We start from the raw sequence: 18,093 nt of genomic DNA on the forward strand, positions 1-18,093 counted from the left end.
TCCTTTTATAAATCATGTAAGTTATTTTCGATTTCTTTCCTTTGATGCTCTAAAAAATCAGGTAAATTAAGTGATTGTCCTAATTCTTCTATGCGTGTATCAATGGTAAAACCGGGATCTGCTGTAGCAAACTCATACAAAATTTTATTTTGACGATAATATAAAGATTTGAAAAAATAGCGATCTATAATACCGGAGTTACTTTTAGGTAGTTGCTCTATGTTATGATATACGGCATCCAAATCAGTGTCGGTTGGTGTATTGACGGCGATATGATGAATATAACCTTGACCGGGTCTTGCACGTTCACCTTGTTGTTCAACAATGACAAAATCGCTATATAACCCATTACTATCGAGTGTCAACGTTGTTTCATCGGTATTAGGACGTATTTGATATTGAAGTGTATTTGTTAAGAATTCTATCGTTGGTTTGGCTTCGCGCACTCTTAACTCTACGGGCCCCATACCGAGTATTTGATGTTGTTGTGGTATATCACTATAAGGATTTTTGCGCCATGCTTGAGGCGTTTGGTACGTATCATTCACAATTAACAATACTTCAAGACCATCAATATCTTTAAATGATAGTGCTGATTGGTTTAAATATGTGAGATCTTCCCACGCCACTTTATATTTACTCAAGCGCTGTTTGAAATATTCCAATGATGCATTGTCAGGGATGAGTAAAGAAAGACGGTATATCGAATCTGTGCCGCGTCTAGGTTTACCTAAATTAGGAATTTCAAAGAAACTTAATAGTGTGCCTGCTGAACCAATCTCATCTCCAAAAAATAAATGATACATAGATGGATTATCCTGATTTACAGATTTTTCTACTAAACGTAATCCTAATATTTGGGTATAAAACGCTTTGTTCTGCTGAGCGTTTTTTGTATACATTGAAATATGATGATGACCAATAATGTTCATAATGTGAGCCTCCCTCTAAATGAGTTCATTCCAAAAGTAAAATAAGGTATTAGAGATATTTAGAATAACCATATCCGTTTTGGAGGAATTTAAAACAGTTTGGGTATAAAAAATATACTTCTTGCTTATAATATATCTCGAATTCGAGATAATTGCAAGTGCTGTGATTTTAAGTAAATATTTAATATTAATTAGAATCAGCTATTATTTCGTTGATGCTATAGTTAATACAAAAAGCAGGAAAATATTAAAAATTTGCCTGCTGAATCATGTTATTCACTTTTTTTGAAATCTAAATAATAGAGGCTGAATTCAAGATCATTTTTTAAATGGGTTTCTAATAATGATACTGCTAAATCAATGTTTCTGTCGAAAAGTGCATCTACGATTTCTCTGTGTTCTTCAATAAGGCCGGGACGACGTTGGTAGATGACAGTTTGACTAAATAAGTAAATAAAACTTTTATATTTTTGATATGTGTCGAGTATAAATTGATTTCTTGTAGCTGCGATAATTTTTTGGTGGAATTTATCATTGGTTGCGATAATTTTATTTTCATGTTCTTGATTCATGTCGATTTCTGTATAGCTTTTTAACTCTTCTAAATCATCATCTGTATAAACAATTGCTGCTTTTTTTAATGCATGCGTTTCTAATAGAATACGCATCTCAAAAATCTGTCTATATTCTTCGGTTGTAGGAATAAAAATATAGGAATTCTTTATAAAATATTCCAGTTCTAATTGTTTGAGTGCTTCACGTATAGGTGTTCGGCTGACTTCGTACTTCTTGGCAAGTTTTGCTTCGGTAATTTTTTCGTCCTTCTTTAAGGCACCTGAAATAATATCATTTCTTATCTTTTGATATATCGTTAATTCGTTTGTATTCAATTTATTCACCTCATCATCTTAAGTGTACTATAAAAAAATTCTCTTTAAAATGTATACATTTTATAAGTTTTAGTATACACTAATCTTTGTAAACGTTTTCAATGAGAGGAGTATTTATGATGAAGATAGGATTTATAGGCTTAGGTATTATGGGGAAACCCATGGTTAAAAATTTATTGAAAGCAAATATAGATGTATATGTGAATGATTTAAACAAAGAAGCTGAGCAAGAAGTAGTTTCTGAAGGTGCACAATCAGTGACAATTGAACAAATGGCAAAAGAAGTAGATCACATTATTACTTCATTACCGAATGGTGCCATTGTTAAAGCTGTTTTATATAGTGGAGAAGATGCGATTTTAAAGCAATCAGAAATTAAAGTACAATCTGTGATTGATACAAGCTCGCTAACACCCAATGAATCTTTAGAGATAAGTAAAGTGTTAGAAAAGAAAGATGTGAAATATATTGATGCACCAGTAAGTGGTGGAGAGCCTTTAGCAATCACGGGCGAGTTATCAGTGATGATTGGTTGTGATGAAAGTGATTTAGCTACGATACAAGACGTGTTAGCGCCGATATCATCATCGGTGATTAGAGTTGGTGATGTAGGGGCAGGCAGTGTTGTTAAATTGGCGAATCAAATTATCGTAAATACGAATATAGCAGCATTGTCCGAGGCTGTGGTTTTAGCCAAAAAATTTGATATCGAGCTGGAAAGTATGTATGAAGCCATCAAAGGTGGCCTTGCAGGATCAAGCGTTATGGATGCGAAATTCCCTAAGATGATACAAGAGGATTATCGACCTGGGGGCACATTGAATATTAATTTAAAGGATATGAAAAATGTGAGTTCTACGGCTGATACAGTAGGCTTAACTTTACCTTTGTCCAACCAAGTTAAAGAAATATATAAATCAGAAGTAGCACATGGTAATGGGATGAATGACCATTCAGGGATTATTAAATACTTTGAAAAAATAAATAAGATGTAGGTGAGGCAATGCTAACAGATAATTTAATTAACCAATATAAAAATGACGCTATCGACAAACAATTAGAGCATTTTAAATATAAAGTAATTGTCTTAGATGATGATCCAACAGGTACACAAACTGTTAAAGATTTACCGGTATATACAGAGTGGTCAGAAGCATTGATAGAGGATGGTTTTAATCAACAAAATCACATGTTCTACATACTAACCAATTCAAGAGCATTAAATGAGCAAGCAACGATACAATTACATCAAGAAATTAGTCATAATATTGAACGCGTATCACAACGATTAAATCATCCCTATATTATTATCAGTAGAGGTGATTCCACGTTACGGGGACACTTTTACATAGAACCTAAGGTGTTAAGTGATGCGTCAGATGGCACATTTGATGGCGTGTTCTACCTTCCGGAATTTTTTGAAGGCAATCGCTATACGTATAATGGTGTGCATTATCTTAAAGAAAATGACCAATATATACCAGTTGTTGATAGTGAATTTGCTAAAGATACAACATTTGGTTTTAAATCTCAAAATATGGCTGATTTTGTAGAAGAGAAAAGTGATGGACAAATTAAAGCAGCAAATGTACGTCATATTACATTAATGCAAATACGTGAACGTAATGAAAAAGCCATCATGCAAGTATTCAATGACGTTTCAAATTTTGACGCTGTCATTGTTGATGCATTAAATGATGAAGATATGGATTATTTTGTTGCTTGTTTAACCCATTTCTTAGCACATAATAAGAAAAAGTTTATATTTAGAACGGCTGCCTCGTTTGCAAAAGCGCTGTGCCAGACGCCTGGTGAGATTATTAATCTTAACCAATTCAGTGATAACAATCATGGGGGCATTATTATAGTGGGCTCCCACGTTAAGAAGACCTCATCACAATTGCAACATTTATTAGCGCATGTAGCGATTTCATCGATTGAATTTGATGTTAAGGAAGTAACTAAAGATAAATTATCATCTTATATTAAACAACAAATTCATAAAGTTGAGTCATTGATTGCAAATGGCAAAGATGTAGTGGTCTATACATCACGAGATGTGATAAAAACAGAAGATTTAACAAATAACTTAAGTATTTCTACAAATATTTCTAATGCTTTAGTTGAAATTGTTAAAGGTCTAACAATAAAGCCAAGATTTATTATTGCCAAGGGTGGAATCACTTCTAGCGATGTTGCAACGAAGGGATTAAATATCAAAAAAGCACAGGTTATTGGCCAAATAACACAAGGGGTGCCTGTTTGGTTAACAGGTGATGAAGCGAAATATAGCCATATGCCATACGTTATTTTCCCGGGAAATATCGGAGATGTAGATACGTTAACAGAAGTTTATAAAATGAATAAACGCGTTCAAGAGTAATAGGAAGTAGGGATATAGTATGTTGGGAGAAATTTGGCCATTAATTGCAGTGGTAATTGGGGTATTAATATTATTAATGTTAATTATGGCATTTAAGTTAAATACATTTATAGCATTAATTATTACATCGATGGTAACTGGCATATTACTAGGTATGCCATTAGATACAATTGTGACAACAATTGAAAAAGGTATGGGTGACACATTAGGTCATATCGCTATTATTTTTGGATTAGGTTCGATTTTAGGTAAATTATTATCAGATGGTGGCGGTGCAACCAGTATCGCAGATACATTAATTCGCATATTTGGAAAAAAATATGTCACATGGGCCATGATTATTGCTTCATTTATTATTGGTATTTCATTATTTTTAGAAGTTGCTTTTGTATTGTTGGTACCACTAGTATTTACGTTAGCAAGAAGAATGGAAATTTCCAATCTTAAAGTTGGTTTACCAATGGCTACATCTATTGCAGTGACACATGGCTTTTTACCACCGCATCCAGGTCCAGTAGCTATTTCTGAAGCAGTGAATGCGAACATTGGCCATGTACTGATGTATGGCATCATTGTAGGTATTCCATTAGCTATCATTGTAGGTGGTACTTTTCCTAAGTTAGCACTTAAGTTGTCGCCCAATGCTTTTAAGAGGGAAGGTAACACGGCAGCAGTAGGTGAGATGAAGCATATAGAACAAGCACAGTTACCTAGTTTTGGTTTAAGTCTATTAACAGCACTAGCACCAGTCATCTTAATGTTATTAGCGACAATAGTACAACTTGTTACGGGTAATGAAGCAGGTCATGCTAAAGGATTTGAAGGATTCATTTACTTTATTGGTACATCAGTCACAGCGATGTTAATTGCAGTTTTATTTGCTATTTATACCATGGGTGTGCGACGCAAACAAAGTATGAAAGAAATTATGGACACAGTGACGAATGCCATCACACCTATAGCAATGTTAATTCTAATTATTGGTGGCGGTGGCACATTTAAACAAGTATTAATTGACGGTGGCGTAGGAGATACAATTTCAGAAATATTTAAAGGTACTGAAATGTCACCACTTATTCTCGCATGGTTAGCGGCAGCCTTATTACGTACTGCGCTGGGTTCGACGACAGTCGCTGCAATATCTTCAGTTGGTATTGTTTTACCGTTGTTGCAGACGACAGACGTTAATACGTCATTGGTTGTATTAGCAATCGGTGCAGGGAGCATCTTCTGTTCTCACGTGAATGATGCCGGTTTCTGGATGTTTAAAGAATATTTTGGTTTAACGATGAAAGAAACCTTTTTAACATGGACACTACTCGAATCAATCTTATCGGTCGTAGGATTAGGTCTTATTTTAATCGTGAACTTAATGGTATAAATGATTATAAGTTGAAGCTTTTGTAATACGTTGATGGACGTATTACAAAGGTTTTTTGTATTATATATTATTACATACGGAATAATTAATTTTTTCAATCTATTGAAATGATCTTAGTACATAAAAGGGATATTTATGTTTTGTTATTGGTATAGTTTGACTCTATAAGCGTTAAGTGTTATTTTAAAACATACTAAAGTAATCGGATTGATAAGGAAAAAGGAGTGGCGTAATGGGGGAAATGAAATTAGGTCTTTTTTTAGCGGGTTATGGTCATCATGTTGCAAGTTGGAGGCATCCAAAATCGATTGAAAAAGGACCAATAGATATCGATCACTTAGTCAATATAAGTCAGTTAGCTGAACAAGGTAAATTTGATTTAGTATTTTTATCAGATGCTTTATATATCGATGACACAGCACATCCAGATCTTATGAGTCGTTTAGACCCATTCACTCTAATGTCCATCATAGCGAGAGAGACGTCGGATATTGGTTTAGCAGCGACAGTATCGACAACGTATTCTCAGCCATTCCATCTAGCTAGGTCGTTCGGTTCACTAGATCACATTAGTGGTGGACGTGCAGCATGGAATATTGTAACTTCTGCAGTGAATAACACTGCACAAAATTTTAATGGCAATGTGAATGTTGATCATGATTTAAGATACGAACAAGCTGAAGAATTTGTAGATATAGCCAACAAATTATGGGAGTCTTGGGAACCAGATGCCTTTAAAAAGGATAAAGTAGAAGGCGTATTTGTAGATGAAACAAAATTACATGAGGTAAACCATGATGGTAAGTATTACAAGGTGAAAGGCCCACTTAATTTGGAACATTCACCACAAGGGCACCCATTATTAATTCAAGCAGGATCTTCGCCGACCGGAACAGATTTAGCAGCTCGTGTTGCTGATGTTGTCTTTACAGCACAAACAAATGCAGAAGAAGCGAAAGTATTTAATGATGGATTACGTTCAAAATTGGTGAAACAAGGAAGATCAGAATCGGATCTTACTATCATGCCAGGTCTTTTTCCAGTGATTGGTGATACTGAAGCAGAGGCACAGGCGAATTATAATGAATTGCAAGATTTGATTTTACCAGAAGTAGGATTAAAACTATTGTCACCTTATGTTGGGGATGTTGATTTGATGCAATATGATATTAAGACACCCTTTGCAGATATAGATGCTTCTGAAGGTAATGGTATTAAAAGTAGATATGAATTAATTAAAAAAGAAGCCATTGAGCAAAATTTAACGTTAGAAGATGTTATGAAAAAAATAGCCGGTGCTCGAGGGCATTATATTGTTGTTGGTACGCCAGAGAAAATTGCTGATACGATGCAATATTGGTATGAAACCGGTGCGGCTGATGGTTTTAATATTATGCCACCACTTTTTCCGACACAATTACAGCTTTTTGTTGATAAAGTTGTACCGATTTTACAATCACGTGGATTAACACAAACAGAATACAAAGCAGGTACGTTACGTGAAAAATTCGATTTACCCAATTTATAATTTTAAAGCTAATGCATCGCACATATCTATAAACACATCAAAGTCACTCACGAATACTCGTGAGTGACTTTTTTATAATTTAAGTATTTAACTCTTCGGGTGTCTTTAAGAAAGGCGTAAGAATCGCACTTATAATATAGAAACCTGAATAAATGAATAATACAACACCAGCGCCAAATGGTTCGAAAAATAAAGTTACAATTGCTGGAGCGATAAAAGTGCTCAGGCCAGCCCCTAAATTTAACACAGACATAGCAGCCCCTTTATTATCTGGAGCAAGCAGTGGGAACAGTGCTGATAAAGGTACATAACCAGCCATACCGATACCACACAGACATAGAATTATCGTCATTAGCCAATAATTGTAGCCAATCGTCATAGGTGCAAAATATATGAGCAGCATGACTAAAGCATAAAATACACCACCAACCCATTGCACGGTTTTTCGCCAGCCCCATTTATCGCCAATATAGCCGAAGAATAGGTTAGCAAAAATTGCTACGGTGAATATGGTTGACCACATTCTTAACCATTCTGTGTCTGTATAACCAAATTCCCTTAAGTATAAAGGTAAAAATAATAGCAAGCCATATTGAGCAAACCCATTAATACTTTTAACGATGAGTCCTATTGCTATTACGGGACGTTTAATAATCGTCACAGCTTTAATTAATTCTGAAACTTTAAAATCTGTGATTTCTGATTGAGGTACATGATCTTTGTTAATAATAATAGCTAAAAAAGCCCCTATTAACGTGAAAATGATACCTGTCCACATAGCATTGATATGTCCAACAATCGGTATGATAAAAGAAGCATATAATGGTCCAAACACGCTTAATCCTAAAGAAAACATAAACCAAAACCAACCCGCAGCCGTACTTCTTCTTTCTAGTGGTGTACTATAATTTATCCACACTAAAAATGAATAAGCAAACATAGGGTAACCAAAACCACGTATGGCATAAAAGGGTGCCATGATATAATAATTCAAACTATACATCCCTAAACCAATAAAGCCTATGCTACCTATTAAAAAAGCAATTGTACCTAATATCATAGCCTTTCTAGGCCCTAAAGTTTGAACAAACACGCCTGATAACCATGCGGAAATAGTAACAGTAACACCATAAATTGTAATTAGAAATGACGCTGCGGAGGCAGACATATTCTGATCGACTAAATATGGTACGAGCCAAGCTTGTTCGATGCCATCACCAATCATAAATAACACTAATCCGATATATCCCCAAATTAAGTTACTAGGTAAACCTATTTTTTTAAGCATGTAAAACATCCCCTTTGAAATAACTACGATTCATATTTCCTTATTACTTTAAGAGCGAATAAGAGAATTTTTGTATTTCTGTAGAATCTTTCGTATTTATTAAATACTCGATATTTTCTACTCCATAATCATAGATAGTTTGTTCGAGTTTTTTATACATAGCTATATTCATTTCACATTCTTTAACAGGATCTTCGCGAATAGGGAAAGTATCAAAATAAATTAAACCTTCATAGTTATATTTTATGGCATAGTATATAAACTCTATCGTTTGTAAAAGATGCACACTGCCTAACATTAATCCATCATCATTATCTTTATAACCATCATTTAAATGAAAGCCCATCAAACGATTTTTTCTTGCTGCAAGTGCTAAAGCGTATGCAGGATTTTCTTTTTTCATTAGCATATGACAAAAATCTAAAGTTACTCCAAAATTAGGTAGATTGACATCATCTAATAATAAAAGTGTTAACCCAATATCACCAACGAGAGCAAATGATCTTGGTTGATAAGGTTTGTATTCAAAACTAATATTCATTTCTGGATATTGTTCTCCTATTTCTCTTAAAGCTGCAACAGTTTTATCCCAAGATTTTTCATAATCTATTTGGAATGGATAATCAAATCCATCATTTGCCAACCAAATAGTAGTTGTATTTCCACCCAATTTTTTACAGGTTTCTATAGCCTCTTTCGTTGTTTTAATGGCTTTATTTCTTATGCTATCATCAGGATTAATGAATTCACCATCATCATATATTTCACTAAATCGCAAAGCTATACCACTTACTGTTAAATGAGAATTTTCTAATGCTTCATTGATTTCAGCAAGGGTATTTTTTTTGAAATGTTCTGGGTAATTGAGTTCAATTTGAGTCAGCCCCTCCACTGTGGCCATGCGTCTAATTAATGAGACTGTATTGATATTGTCCTCCTCATTAAAAAAGAGTTCGGGTTTAGTTTTAAATGAATTTAATCTTGCTGAAAAGTTCATAATTAATCATCCTTTCAAAATGTTTACGTATCCAAACGCTGTTCACTGATTATTGAAAATGTTAATAATATTTCACAACAAAGTAAATGAAAACAAATTATTTTACCAAAAATATTTTATTTAAAGCTTAATAATTGTTGATATTTTACTTTTGTAAAATTGAAAATAAAAAATGTAGATATAAATTGAAGTATTGTGATAACATAATTGAAACGTATCCAAATGAAAGGATTTTCTATCTTATGGAAAGTAAAACATTCACTGGTAAAGAAATTGTTTTATATGCAAGAAGTATTTCACCTTCTCTAGCAAATAAAGAACGTCGAGTCGCTCAATTTATTGCAAATAATTATGAAGTGCTAGCAGAAAGCACAATTAGTGATGTGGCAGCACATTTAAAAATAAGTGAAGCGACAATTACAAAAGTGTGTAAGAAATTGCAATGCAGCGGTTATTTACAATTAAAGAAATCGATAAAAGCATATATTGAAAATACGCATAAATCAGAGTCATATGAAGAATATTCTGATTTTAGAAAAGAAGATTCTAATACGCTTATTGCAGAAAAAGTTTTAATAAATGCGATGTTAGCACTTCAAGAAACATTAGATATTTTTAATTATGATGCGTTCAATAAAGCGTGTGAAATTTTCAATAACAAGAATAGAAATAATAAAATTATATTAGTCGGTAGCGGTGGTTCTTCGGTTATATGTGAAGATTTTCAACATAAATTATTAAAAATAGGGATTGTCTCACATGTATATAAAGATTCACATATGCAGCTCATGTTTACTTCATTGATTGATGAGGGGGATATTGTGTTAGGCGTTTCGCATTCTGGTACTACACAACATATTGTGAACGTAATCAAAGGAGCAAGAGACAGAGGTGCACACACTATTAGTGTGACAAACTATATGAATAGTGAAATTACAAAAGTGGCAGAGGTCAATCTTGTTTCAACAGCACAAAACACACCTATTACAGGAGAAAATGCAGCTGCACGTATTGTACAGTTAACGATATTAGATGCACTTTATACAAATTTAGCTATTAAAGGGTCTGAAGAATACTCTGAAAGTTTAATAAAAACAAGTGATGTTGTTAAAGACTACCGTTATTGAATAAAGGGGTTTATATTCAAATGGAAAATAAAAATGTTGTTGTGTTAGGTAGTTTGAATTACGATTTGATATTAACGCAGGAACGTTTACCGCATAAAGGTGAAACGTTTTATGCAGATAGTTTACTGCAAGGACCAGGTGGAAAAGGGGCGAACCAAGCTGTACAATGTGCGAAGTTGGGATTAAATACAACACTCATTGGAAAAGTTGGAGAAGATCGATTTGGTGAAGCACTGATTGGCTCTATGCGTTCAGCAGGTATTCATACTGAGAAAATAAAACAAAAAGGGCAGAGTGGTTTAGGATTAGTCAATGTATTATATGATGGAGACTATCACAGTACTATTTTAAAAGGCGCGAATTATTTACTTGATATAGAAGATGTTGAAAAAGAGGACGCATTGTTTAAATCCGCAGACTATATTATATTGCAACAGGAGATTCCAGCTCATGTTAATGATTATGTGATAAAAAAATACTATGAGAATACAACGATTATTTTGAATAATGCACCTGCCCGAAACATAGAAAAAAATATCTTGAAAAAGCTAGACTATCTGGTCGTTAATGAAACAGAGGCTGAATTTATGGTGGGTAAAGTCGTATCAAACGTCAAGCAAGCGTTTGAAGCGGCACAAGAATTGTATTCAAAAATAGAAACAACGATTGTTTTAACGCTAGGTAAATCAGGTGTTGTCTTAAATGATGGGAAACAAAGTTTTCATGTGCCTGCAGAAGAAGTCAAAGCTATAGATACTACTGGAGCTGGAGATTCTTTTATAGGCGCTTTTGTTTATAGTTTAACGCAGGGATATGATTTAAAAGAGGCAGTACAATTTGCCAATCATGTCAGTGCACTAACCGTTAAAAATAACGGAGGAAGTGAATCCTTTCCTTTGTTAAAAGATTGTATAGCAGCGGATTCGAACAAAATATAGCGACTTAGGTACGTTCATAATGAGCATGTTCACTTCTGAATCCTAATTTCTTTATGGTATAGATATTTTCTTGTACAATAACGCTTATTAATAGCATAAGAGGTATAATTCAAATCATCTATTGCGCACTGTAATATAATGAAGCAATCATGATTTCGAATAGATTTCAAACTTGTATAAAAAATAGGATATAGAGGAGATCTGAAGTAAGTTGAAAAAATTCATGGCATTATGTGGAAGTAATCATCGTAATTCGCAGAATCAAAAATTATTACTTGATTTAAAGCAAAGCCTTTCTATAAATCATACATTTCAAATTTATAATAAGATTTATGATTTTCCGATATTTCATTCTAATATTGAATATGAAGATTATCCAACCATTATTAAAAATTTTATGAATGATATAGAGCAAAGTGATCATATTGTAATTGCCACTCCGGAATATATAAAAGGTGTACCTGCAGCTTTGAAAAATGCATTAGAATGGTTAGTAGCTTCAGCTGTACTTTATGATAAACCTGTTTCTTTTATAGTAAACAGCCCACATGGGGAAGCATGTTATCAATCATTACTCAAACATTTGAAAATTTTAAATCCACAAATGCAAGAGGAAGGCATGCTATTGATATCAGGAAAAGATCGACTGAGAAATGAGGATGGAACGTTTTGTTCTTTAAAAACTCAAACAGAAGTAGCTGAATTTTTAGCATTTTTAGAAAAAAATTAATTGTTATTTATAGTTGAATTTATAAAAGAGCCTGGGATGATATCCTAGGCTCTTTAATTATAATTCTGAAGCGCAGAAGTCCAACCATTCAATATAAGCTTGCTCACGTAATATAGCTTTTTTTAATATTAAAATATGTTGTAAATCATTCTGAGGGTCGAGTTGATTATATATAGAGTTTAAGTAAGTTAACTTTTCTGTTTTAGCATTTTTCTTTTGGGATAATAATCTTTGTTTGTGTTCATGATCTAAATGTTCAAAGAAATATATTTTAATAGCAAAAGGATCTTTGTTGTTTTCTTCTTCTTCTGCGGTTTCAATCCAATGATACAGTGCTTCTTTACCAAGTGATGTAATACTATATACTTTTTTAGTAACTTTGCTAGATTCATCTATGTTTGAAATATAGATATGCTCACTTTGTAGTAACTTTTTAAGTTCGTTATAGATTTGACTATGTTTAGCTGTCCAAATTTCACCAATCACCTCACTAAAAGATTTGTAAATTTCGTAACCAGTTAATGCCTTATTGTTTAATAGCCCTAAAATTGTGTATTGTAGAACATTTTTCATATCTTTCACTCCTGAATGTTTTGACAGATTTAGTTTAAAGGATTACCATGTAAAAGTAAACATGTAATTAATTACATGTATAGGAGGTAATTATGGAAACTTTAAATGATTTTATAGGCACACATATGATTTATACTTACGATAATGGATGGGAATATGAAATGTACGTGAAAAATGAAAATACCATTGACTATCGTATTCACTCAGGAATGGTTGCTGGTAGATGGGTCAAAGAACAACGTGCAGATATTGTACAAATTGTTGAAGGCGTATATAAAATTTCTTGGACAGAACCAACAGGAACTGACGTTTCATTGAATTTTGTACCAGACAAAAATATTATGCATGGTGTGATTTTCTTCCCTAAATGGGTTCATGAACGTCCAGATATTACAGTTTGTTATCAAAATGATTATATCGATTTAATGGAAGCATCTAGAGAAAAATACGAAACTTATCCCAAATATGTTGTTCCTGAATTTGCGACAATAACATATGTAGGGCAGCCTGGCATAGACAATGAACAAGTTGTCGCATTAGCGCCATATGAAGGCATGACTCAAGATATTAGAGATGGCAAATTAGTATTTTAAACATAAAGTTATGAGATGATGATCAATGAATGAAAAAATATTTGAAATTAGAATGAAAGTAGGCCAACCCATAGTAGTTGGTCAAGATGATGTCGTGGGCAGACGACAGTTAATACCTATTGAATCTGGAACGGTATCTGGAAAGCATGTTTCTGGGCATGTATTGCCTGGAGGTGTTGATAGCCAACTGATTGATTCAGATGGCAAGTGCACATTGTCTGCAAGGTATGCCATAAAATTAACTGACGGTGCAACGATTTATATAGAGAATAATGGCATGCGCACAGTGCCAGAAAGTTATAAAAAGTCAGTAATTAAAGGAGAATTTATTGATTCTGAATTATATTACTTTCGTACTGTACCGATATTTGAGACTTATGATACGCCATATAAATGGTTAATGGAAAAAATATTTGTTGGTTATGCCTCAAGAACGACGGATGAAGTTCTATTAACGATTTATATGGTTTGATAAAATATGAAACACTTTATAAGCGACTATGACTGTAATTTATTAAAAATTACAGTCATTTTTTATGGGTAATTGTTTTAAAAGTAGGTTATGTAAATGGAATAAATAAAAAAATGATCATTGCATTGATGTATTAGTCATTAGCTAAATCACAGGGAAAAGTTATTAAAATAGCATTAACGACGTTCTGATTATGATAGTGAAGCGTTTTGGGTAACAACATATGTAAAATAACTTCCGCATTAATTTTTTAAAAATTCAATGAATTCTGAATTTATATTGACGCTTAAAAGATAATAGCCTATAATTTCATTATTCTTATTAGAATGGTAAGAATTAATGGAGGAGGCTACGCGTTGATTGAATTTGAACATGTAAATAAAGTGTTTCACAAGAAAAAAGAACGTATTCATGCTTTGAAAGATGTATCATTTACTGTGAATAAGCATGACATATTTGGAGTTATTGGTTATAGTGGTGCTGGAAAAAGTACACTAGTTCGGTTAGTAAATCAATTAGAGCGTGTAAGTGAAGATAAAGTGATCGTCGATGGCCACGAGCTAGATACATATAAAGAAAAAGAATTGAGAGCTGTAAAGAAAGAGATTGGGATGATTTTCCAACACTTTAACCTGTTAAATTCAAGTACAGTATATAAAAACGTTGCAATGCCGCTCATTTTGAGTGGGCAAAATAAGAATGCTATTAAGGAAAAAGTAGAAGAAATGTTAGCATTCGTTAATTTGTCGGATAAAATACATCAGTATCCAGATGAACTTTCTGGAGGACAAAAGCAGCGTGTGGCGATTGCACGTGCTTTAGTGACGAATCCTAAGATTTTACTGTGTGATGAAGCTACAAGTGCTTTAGATCCTGCGACAACGAGTTCGATTTTAGATTTGTTAAAACGTGTAAACCAAACATTTGGCATTACAATTTTAATCATTACACATGAAATGGGTGTTATTCAAAAAATTTGTAATAGGGTCGCTGTAATGGAACAAGGGGAAGTTGTAGAAATTGGAAATGTTAAGGATGTATTTAGTCATCCTCAAACAAGCACGGCTAAAAACTTTGTGTCTACGGTTATCAATACAGAACCCTCCAAGTCACTGAAAGCAGTGTTTAATCATAGATCGGACCAAAATTACATAGACTATAAATTATTTTTAGAAACTGAGCAAATTGAACAACCTATTTTAAATGAATTAACACAAAAATATCAATTGAACGTCAATGTACTATTTTCCTCTATGTCAACGATTCAAGAGGAAACGGTGTGTTACCTTTGGCTGAGGTTTGAAAAAGACCAACACTTTAATAAAGATATAGTAGAACAATATTTCCAAAATAAAATCATTACGTTTGAGGAGGTTTAGTCATATGCTTGGTTCAAGTATTGATAGCGCACAGTTGTTTGAATCTTTATATCAAACTTTATATATGGTTACAGTTTCATTGATTATCGGAGCAATAATAGGTATACCACTTGGCGTGCTACTGGTTGCTACCAGAAAAAAAGGGATATGGCCGAATACGATTGTTCACCAAATCTTGAATCCAGTGATTAATATATTAAGATCTATTCCGTTTATTATTTTATTGATTTCAATTGTACCGTTCACTAAATTATTGGTTGGTACATCTATTGGCACAACAGCAGCAATTGTACCATTAACAGTGTACGTAGCACCTTATATTGCACGACTTGTAGAGAACTCGCTATTAGAAGTAGATGAAGGGATTGTAGAAGCAGCTAAAGCTATGGGAGCGTCCCCAGTGCAAATTATCTGGCACTTCTTATTGCCAGAAGCACTAGGATCACTCGTATTAGCGATTACGACTGCAATCATAGGACTCGTAGGAGCTACAGCTATGGCAGGTGCCGTTGGTGGCGGAGGTATCGGTGATTTAGCACTCGTATATGGTTATCAACGCTTTGATACATTGGTCATCATAATTACTGTTGTAGTACTGGTAATCATTGTACAAATCATCCAATCACTAGGCAATTATTTATCTAAAACAATTAGAAGAAACTAACATAAGGGAGTTTTAATATGAAAAGATTATTAATTTTAGTGCTTGCGGCTTTATTTGTGTTAGCAGCATGTTCAGGAGGTAAAGAGAAAGTGACTATTGGTGTTGCTTCAAATGATACTAAAGCATGGGAGAAGGTTAAAGATTTAGCTAAAGAAGAAGATATTGATTTAGAGATTAAACAATTTTCTGATTATAATGTACCTAACAAAGCTTTGAGTGATGGTGATATCGATATGAACGCATTCCAGCACTTTGCATTTTTAAGTGAATATAAAAAAGCGCATAAAGATGCAGATATTTCAGCTTTAAGCACTACTGTTCTAGCGCCATTAGGTATTTATTCAGATGATATTAAAAATGTTAAAAAGGTAAACAATGGTGCGAAAGTCATTGTGCCAAATGATGTTTCAAACCAAGCACGTTCATTAAAATTATTAGAAGCAGCAGGACTTATTAAGTTAGATAATGATTTTGATTTAAGTGGCTCGATTAAGGACATTAAAGAAAATCCTAAAAAGTTAAAATTTAAAGCTGTAGATGCACAACAAACTGCTCGAGCATTATCGGATGTTGATTTATCAGTAATTAATAATGGGGTAGCTTCAAAAGCAGGATTAGATCCTAAAAAAGATCCAATTTATACTGAAAATGCTAAAAATGATGCGGTAAAACCATACATTAATGTTGTAGCGACAAAAGATAGTGAAAAAGATAATCAAACATATAAAAAAATCATAAAATTATATCATTCAAAAGAAGCCCAACAAGCACTTAAAAAAGATACAAAAGATGGAGAGTACCCTATAGATTTATCCAAAAAAGCAATTGAAAAAATCGAAAGCAACTTAAAAAATAAATAATAATTAAACGGTCACTCAAATGCTAGTATTAGACTGTCAGTAAAGGTTTCAACTTTGTGGCAGTTTTTTATCTATACTGCCCTGATGTGTTACTTCATAATTTAAGTAAGTCGCCTATAGATGAAGCTTAAGAATTTGCAATATGACTCGTCTAAGTTCTGATATTAACTTAACGGCTAGCGCTTTTGATTCTTTAGTAGGCCATGTTGGTAGTAGAAAAGGGAGAGTAATTGAATAATTATGTAATAAAATTATATATAGTGGAGGGATTTCGAATGATTCTTGAAGGCGCAATGCTACAAGTCAAAGCGGGTATGGAGCATAATTTTGAATTAACATTTCAAGAAGCATCGAAGATTATTGCTTCGATGGAAGGATATATTGAACACTCAATACATCGATGTTTTGAAGTTGAGGGAAAATATTTATTATTAGTAAAATGGGAGCAGTTAGAAGACCATACTATAGGCTTTCGTCAATCTGAGCAATATGAAGCATGGAAAACGATGTTACACCATTATTATGAACCATTTCCAATTGTTGAACATTTTCAAAAAATAGAATTATAATAGCATTAATACTCAAAAATTAATAACATGACTATAATCTAACCATTATATTTTAGTGAAAAAGTGAATGCCAACATTCACTTTTTTCTATATTGTAATGACTAAAACAGTATTAGTCATAGTGGTGTGGAGGAAAAATTAAGATAATAGCGCTAGTATCATTATCTTGAAAAACGATTTTAACAAGACTAGAAGTAACTGATCTTATATGAAATTTTAGGATTACAATGATAATTGCACCAATCAAAGTGATTATCTTGAAATGTCAGCGAATGATGTGATAAAAATTGCTTTCATTTTTGGGTTTAACACGTCAAGTATGTAGTCTCCTAAAGCATGAGTTGACTTTAACTTATTAGCCAAGCAATAACTAATGCCAGGACTGAGAAAATAAGCGTTATAGTCATGACAGGCGATGCGCTATCTACCATTTGTTTATAAGCACTGTCAGGTGCAGCTTGTTGCTTTAATTGATAAGATTTCCATACGAGATACAGTGCTTCTATCAAATTGATGAAAAAACAATCACTCATACAATCACTATGAGCATAAGTACAATCCTCTTTCTAAACTCAAAATTTTATTTATCTTCAACGTTATGTCTATTTTTAAATTTAACAATTATAGAACTGATAATAACTATTCCCCAAATTAGGAATACTGTAGCAGTTATATAAGATGCCGTGTAGAAATTCCATAGTGCATAAACAATAGCAATCAAAAAGGTTAGGGCTTGTATTATAAAAGCTAAGTTCTTATTCACATGATATCTGTCCCTTTAAAATATTA

The 18,093-nt window shown here is 33.1% G+C and carries 19 protein-coding genes; 13 read left to right on the forward strand and 6 right to left on the reverse strand.

The window, feature by feature from the left end; translation table 11 throughout:
* Positions 1-5 precede the first annotated feature (5 nt).
* Positions 6-932, reverse strand: a complete 927-nt coding sequence (locus QMO72_RS00805; RefSeq protein ID WP_103268146.1) for a VOC family protein — start codon at positions 930-932, stop codon at positions 6-8.
* Positions 933-1,204: 272 nt separating this feature from the next.
* Positions 1,205-1,831: a GntR family transcriptional regulator gene (locus QMO72_RS00810; RefSeq protein WP_241966256.1), complete on the reverse strand. Its 627-nt coding sequence runs from the start codon at positions 1,829-1,831 to the stop codon at positions 1,205-1,207.
* A gap of 107 nt (positions 1,832-1,938) precedes the next feature.
* Here QMO72_RS00810 and QMO72_RS00815 point away from each other — a divergent pair, with 107 nt between their 5' ends.
* The 4 genes from QMO72_RS00815 to QMO72_RS00830 all read left to right on the forward strand — a co-directional run bounded on the left by QMO72_RS00815 (position 1,939) and on the right by QMO72_RS00830 (position 7,114).
* Positions 1,939-2,817 (forward strand): NAD(P)-binding domain-containing protein, encoded by an 879-nt coding sequence (locus QMO72_RS00815; protein ID WP_286093217.1) that lies wholly within the window; start codon positions 1,939-1,941, stop codon positions 2,815-2,817.
* 8 nt (positions 2,818-2,825) lie between these two features.
* Positions 2,826-4,205, forward strand: coding sequence for a four-carbon acid sugar kinase family protein (locus tag QMO72_RS00820; protein WP_103268143.1), 1,380 nt, complete (start codon positions 2,826-2,828; stop codon positions 4,203-4,205).
* A 19-nt stretch (positions 4,206-4,224) separates the two neighbouring features.
* Positions 4,225-5,586, forward strand: a complete 1,362-nt coding sequence (locus QMO72_RS00825) for a gluconate:H+ symporter (RefSeq protein WP_103268142.1) — start codon at positions 4,225-4,227, stop codon at positions 5,584-5,586.
* Between the two features lie 232 nt (positions 5,587-5,818).
* Complete coding sequence (locus QMO72_RS00830; RefSeq protein WP_103268141.1) at positions 5,819-7,114, forward strand: LLM class flavin-dependent oxidoreductase; 1,296 nt, start codon at positions 5,819-5,821, stop codon at positions 7,112-7,114.
* Positions 7,115-7,193: 79 nt separating this feature from the next.
* Here the strand turns inward: QMO72_RS00830 and QMO72_RS00835 are convergent, their stop codons facing one another.
* Together QMO72_RS00835 and QMO72_RS00840 are read right to left on the reverse strand one after the other, a co-directional pair.
* Complete coding sequence (locus QMO72_RS00835; protein WP_103268140.1) at positions 7,194-8,402, reverse strand: MFS transporter; 1,209 nt, start codon at positions 8,400-8,402, stop codon at positions 7,194-7,196.
* Positions 8,403-8,445: 43 nt separating this feature from the next.
* Positions 8,446-9,399 (reverse strand): sugar phosphate isomerase/epimerase family protein, encoded by a 954-nt coding sequence (locus tag QMO72_RS00840; RefSeq protein ID WP_103268139.1) that lies wholly within the window; start codon positions 9,397-9,399, stop codon positions 8,446-8,448.
* A 242-nt stretch (positions 9,400-9,641) separates the two neighbouring features.
* Here QMO72_RS00840 and QMO72_RS00845 point away from each other — a divergent pair, with 242 nt between their 5' ends.
* The 3 genes from QMO72_RS00845 (at position 9,642) to QMO72_RS00855 (ending at position 12,194) form a co-directional block, all read left to right on the forward strand.
* Positions 9,642-10,526, forward strand: a complete 885-nt coding sequence (locus QMO72_RS00845) for an SIS domain-containing protein (protein ID WP_103268138.1) — start codon at positions 9,642-9,644, stop codon at positions 10,524-10,526.
* A 20-nt stretch (positions 10,527-10,546) separates the two neighbouring features.
* Positions 10,547-11,464 (forward strand): ribokinase, encoded by a 918-nt coding sequence (locus tag QMO72_RS00850; protein ID WP_103268137.1) that lies wholly within the window; start codon positions 10,547-10,549, stop codon positions 11,462-11,464.
* Between the two features lie 211 nt (positions 11,465-11,675).
* Positions 11,676-12,194 (forward strand): NADPH-dependent FMN reductase, encoded by a 519-nt coding sequence (locus tag QMO72_RS00855; protein WP_103268136.1) that lies wholly within the window; start codon positions 11,676-11,678, stop codon positions 12,192-12,194.
* A gap of 57 nt (positions 12,195-12,251) precedes the next feature.
* Here the strand turns inward: QMO72_RS00855 and QMO72_RS00860 are convergent, their stop codons facing one another.
* Entirely contained in the window at positions 12,252-12,767 is a 516-nt protein-coding gene (locus QMO72_RS00860) for a PadR family transcriptional regulator (RefSeq protein ID WP_103268135.1), read from the reverse strand.
* 92 nt (positions 12,768-12,859) lie between these two features.
* On the opposite strand from QMO72_RS00860, the gene padC reads away from it, so the two are divergent.
* The 6 genes from padC (at position 12,860) to QMO72_RS00890 (ending at position 17,304) form a co-directional block, all read left to right on the forward strand.
* Positions 12,860-13,360 (forward strand): phenolic acid decarboxylase, encoded by a 501-nt coding sequence (padC, locus tag QMO72_RS00865; protein ID WP_046838069.1) that lies wholly within the window; start codon positions 12,860-12,862, stop codon positions 13,358-13,360.
* 25 nt (positions 13,361-13,385) lie between these two features.
* Entirely contained in the window at positions 13,386-13,832 is a 447-nt protein-coding gene (locus tag QMO72_RS00870) for a DUF3237 domain-containing protein (protein ID WP_103268134.1), read from the forward strand.
* A 356-nt stretch (positions 13,833-14,188) separates the two neighbouring features.
* Positions 14,189-15,211, forward strand: a complete 1,023-nt coding sequence (locus QMO72_RS00875) for a methionine ABC transporter ATP-binding protein (protein WP_103268133.1) — start codon at positions 14,189-14,191, stop codon at positions 15,209-15,211.
* Between the two features lie 4 nt (positions 15,212-15,215).
* Positions 15,216-15,875: a methionine ABC transporter permease gene (locus tag QMO72_RS00880; protein ID WP_046838072.1), complete on the forward strand. Its 660-nt coding sequence runs from the start codon at positions 15,216-15,218 to the stop codon at positions 15,873-15,875.
* A 17-nt stretch (positions 15,876-15,892) separates the two neighbouring features.
* Positions 15,893-16,735 (forward strand): dipeptide ABC transporter glycylmethionine-binding lipoprotein, encoded by an 843-nt coding sequence (gmpC, locus tag QMO72_RS00885; protein ID WP_103268132.1) that lies wholly within the window; start codon positions 15,893-15,895, stop codon positions 16,733-16,735.
* 275 nt (positions 16,736-17,010) lie between these two features.
* The gene (locus QMO72_RS00890; protein ID WP_103268131.1) at positions 17,011-17,304 is read left to right on the forward strand and encodes an antibiotic biosynthesis monooxygenase family protein; all 294 of its coding nucleotides are present in this window, start codon (positions 17,011-17,013) and stop codon (positions 17,302-17,304) included.
* Positions 17,305-17,651: 347 nt separating this feature from the next.
* Here QMO72_RS00890 and QMO72_RS00895 read toward each other — a convergent pair whose 3' ends face one another.
* Positions 17,652-17,837, reverse strand: a complete 186-nt coding sequence (locus QMO72_RS00895) for a hypothetical protein (RefSeq protein ID WP_103268130.1) — start codon at positions 17,835-17,837, stop codon at positions 17,652-17,654.
* Positions 17,838-18,093 lie beyond the last annotated feature (256 nt).

It is taken from the genome of Staphylococcus casei, assembly GCF_030294405.1.
Classification (GTDB): Bacteria; Bacillota; Bacilli; order Staphylococcales; family Staphylococcaceae; genus Staphylococcus; species Staphylococcus succinus.

Coding starts and splice junctions, on each gene's coding strand:
- QMO72_RS00805 (WP_103268146.1), bottom strand. CDS start 932: ATGAACATTATTGGTCATCATCATATTTCAATGTATACAAAAAACGCT.
- QMO72_RS00815 (WP_286093217.1), top strand. CDS start 1,939: ATGATGAAGATAGGATTTATAGGCTTAGGTATTATGGGGAAACCCATG.
- QMO72_RS00820 (WP_103268143.1), top strand. CDS start 2,826: ATGCTAACAGATAATTTAATTAACCAATATAAAAATGACGCTATCGAC.
- QMO72_RS00825 (WP_103268142.1), top strand. CDS start 4,225: ATGTTGGGAGAAATTTGGCCATTAATTGCAGTGGTAATTGGGGTATTA.
- QMO72_RS00830 (WP_103268141.1), top strand. CDS start 5,819: ATGGGGGAAATGAAATTAGGTCTTTTTTTAGCGGGTTATGGTCATCAT.
- QMO72_RS00835 (WP_103268140.1), bottom strand. CDS start 8,402: ATGCTTAAAAAAATAGGTTTACCTAGTAACTTAATTTGGGGATATATC.
- QMO72_RS00840 (WP_103268139.1), bottom strand. CDS start 9,399: ATGAACTTTTCAGCAAGATTAAATTCATTTAAAACTAAACCCGAACTC.
- QMO72_RS00845 (WP_103268138.1), top strand. CDS start 9,642: ATGGAAAGTAAAACATTCACTGGTAAAGAAATTGTTTTATATGCAAGA.
- QMO72_RS00850 (WP_103268137.1), top strand. CDS start 10,547: ATGGAAAATAAAAATGTTGTTGTGTTAGGTAGTTTGAATTACGATTTG.
- QMO72_RS00860 (WP_103268135.1), bottom strand. CDS start 12,767: ATGAAAAATGTTCTACAATACACAATTTTAGGGCTATTAAACAATAAG.
- padC (WP_046838069.1), top strand. CDS start 12,860: ATGGAAACTTTAAATGATTTTATAGGCACACATATGATTTATACTTAC.
- QMO72_RS00870 (WP_103268134.1), top strand. CDS start 13,386: ATGAATGAAAAAATATTTGAAATTAGAATGAAAGTAGGCCAACCCATA.
- QMO72_RS00880 (WP_046838072.1), top strand. CDS start 15,216: ATGCTTGGTTCAAGTATTGATAGCGCACAGTTGTTTGAATCTTTATAT.
- gmpC (WP_103268132.1), top strand. CDS start 15,893: ATGAAAAGATTATTAATTTTAGTGCTTGCGGCTTTATTTGTGTTAGCA.
- QMO72_RS00890 (WP_103268131.1), top strand. CDS start 17,011: ATGATTCTTGAAGGCGCAATGCTACAAGTCAAAGCGGGTATGGAGCAT.
- QMO72_RS00895 (WP_103268130.1), bottom strand. CDS start 17,837: ATGAGTGATTGTTTTTTCATCAATTTGATAGAAGCACTGTATCTCGTA.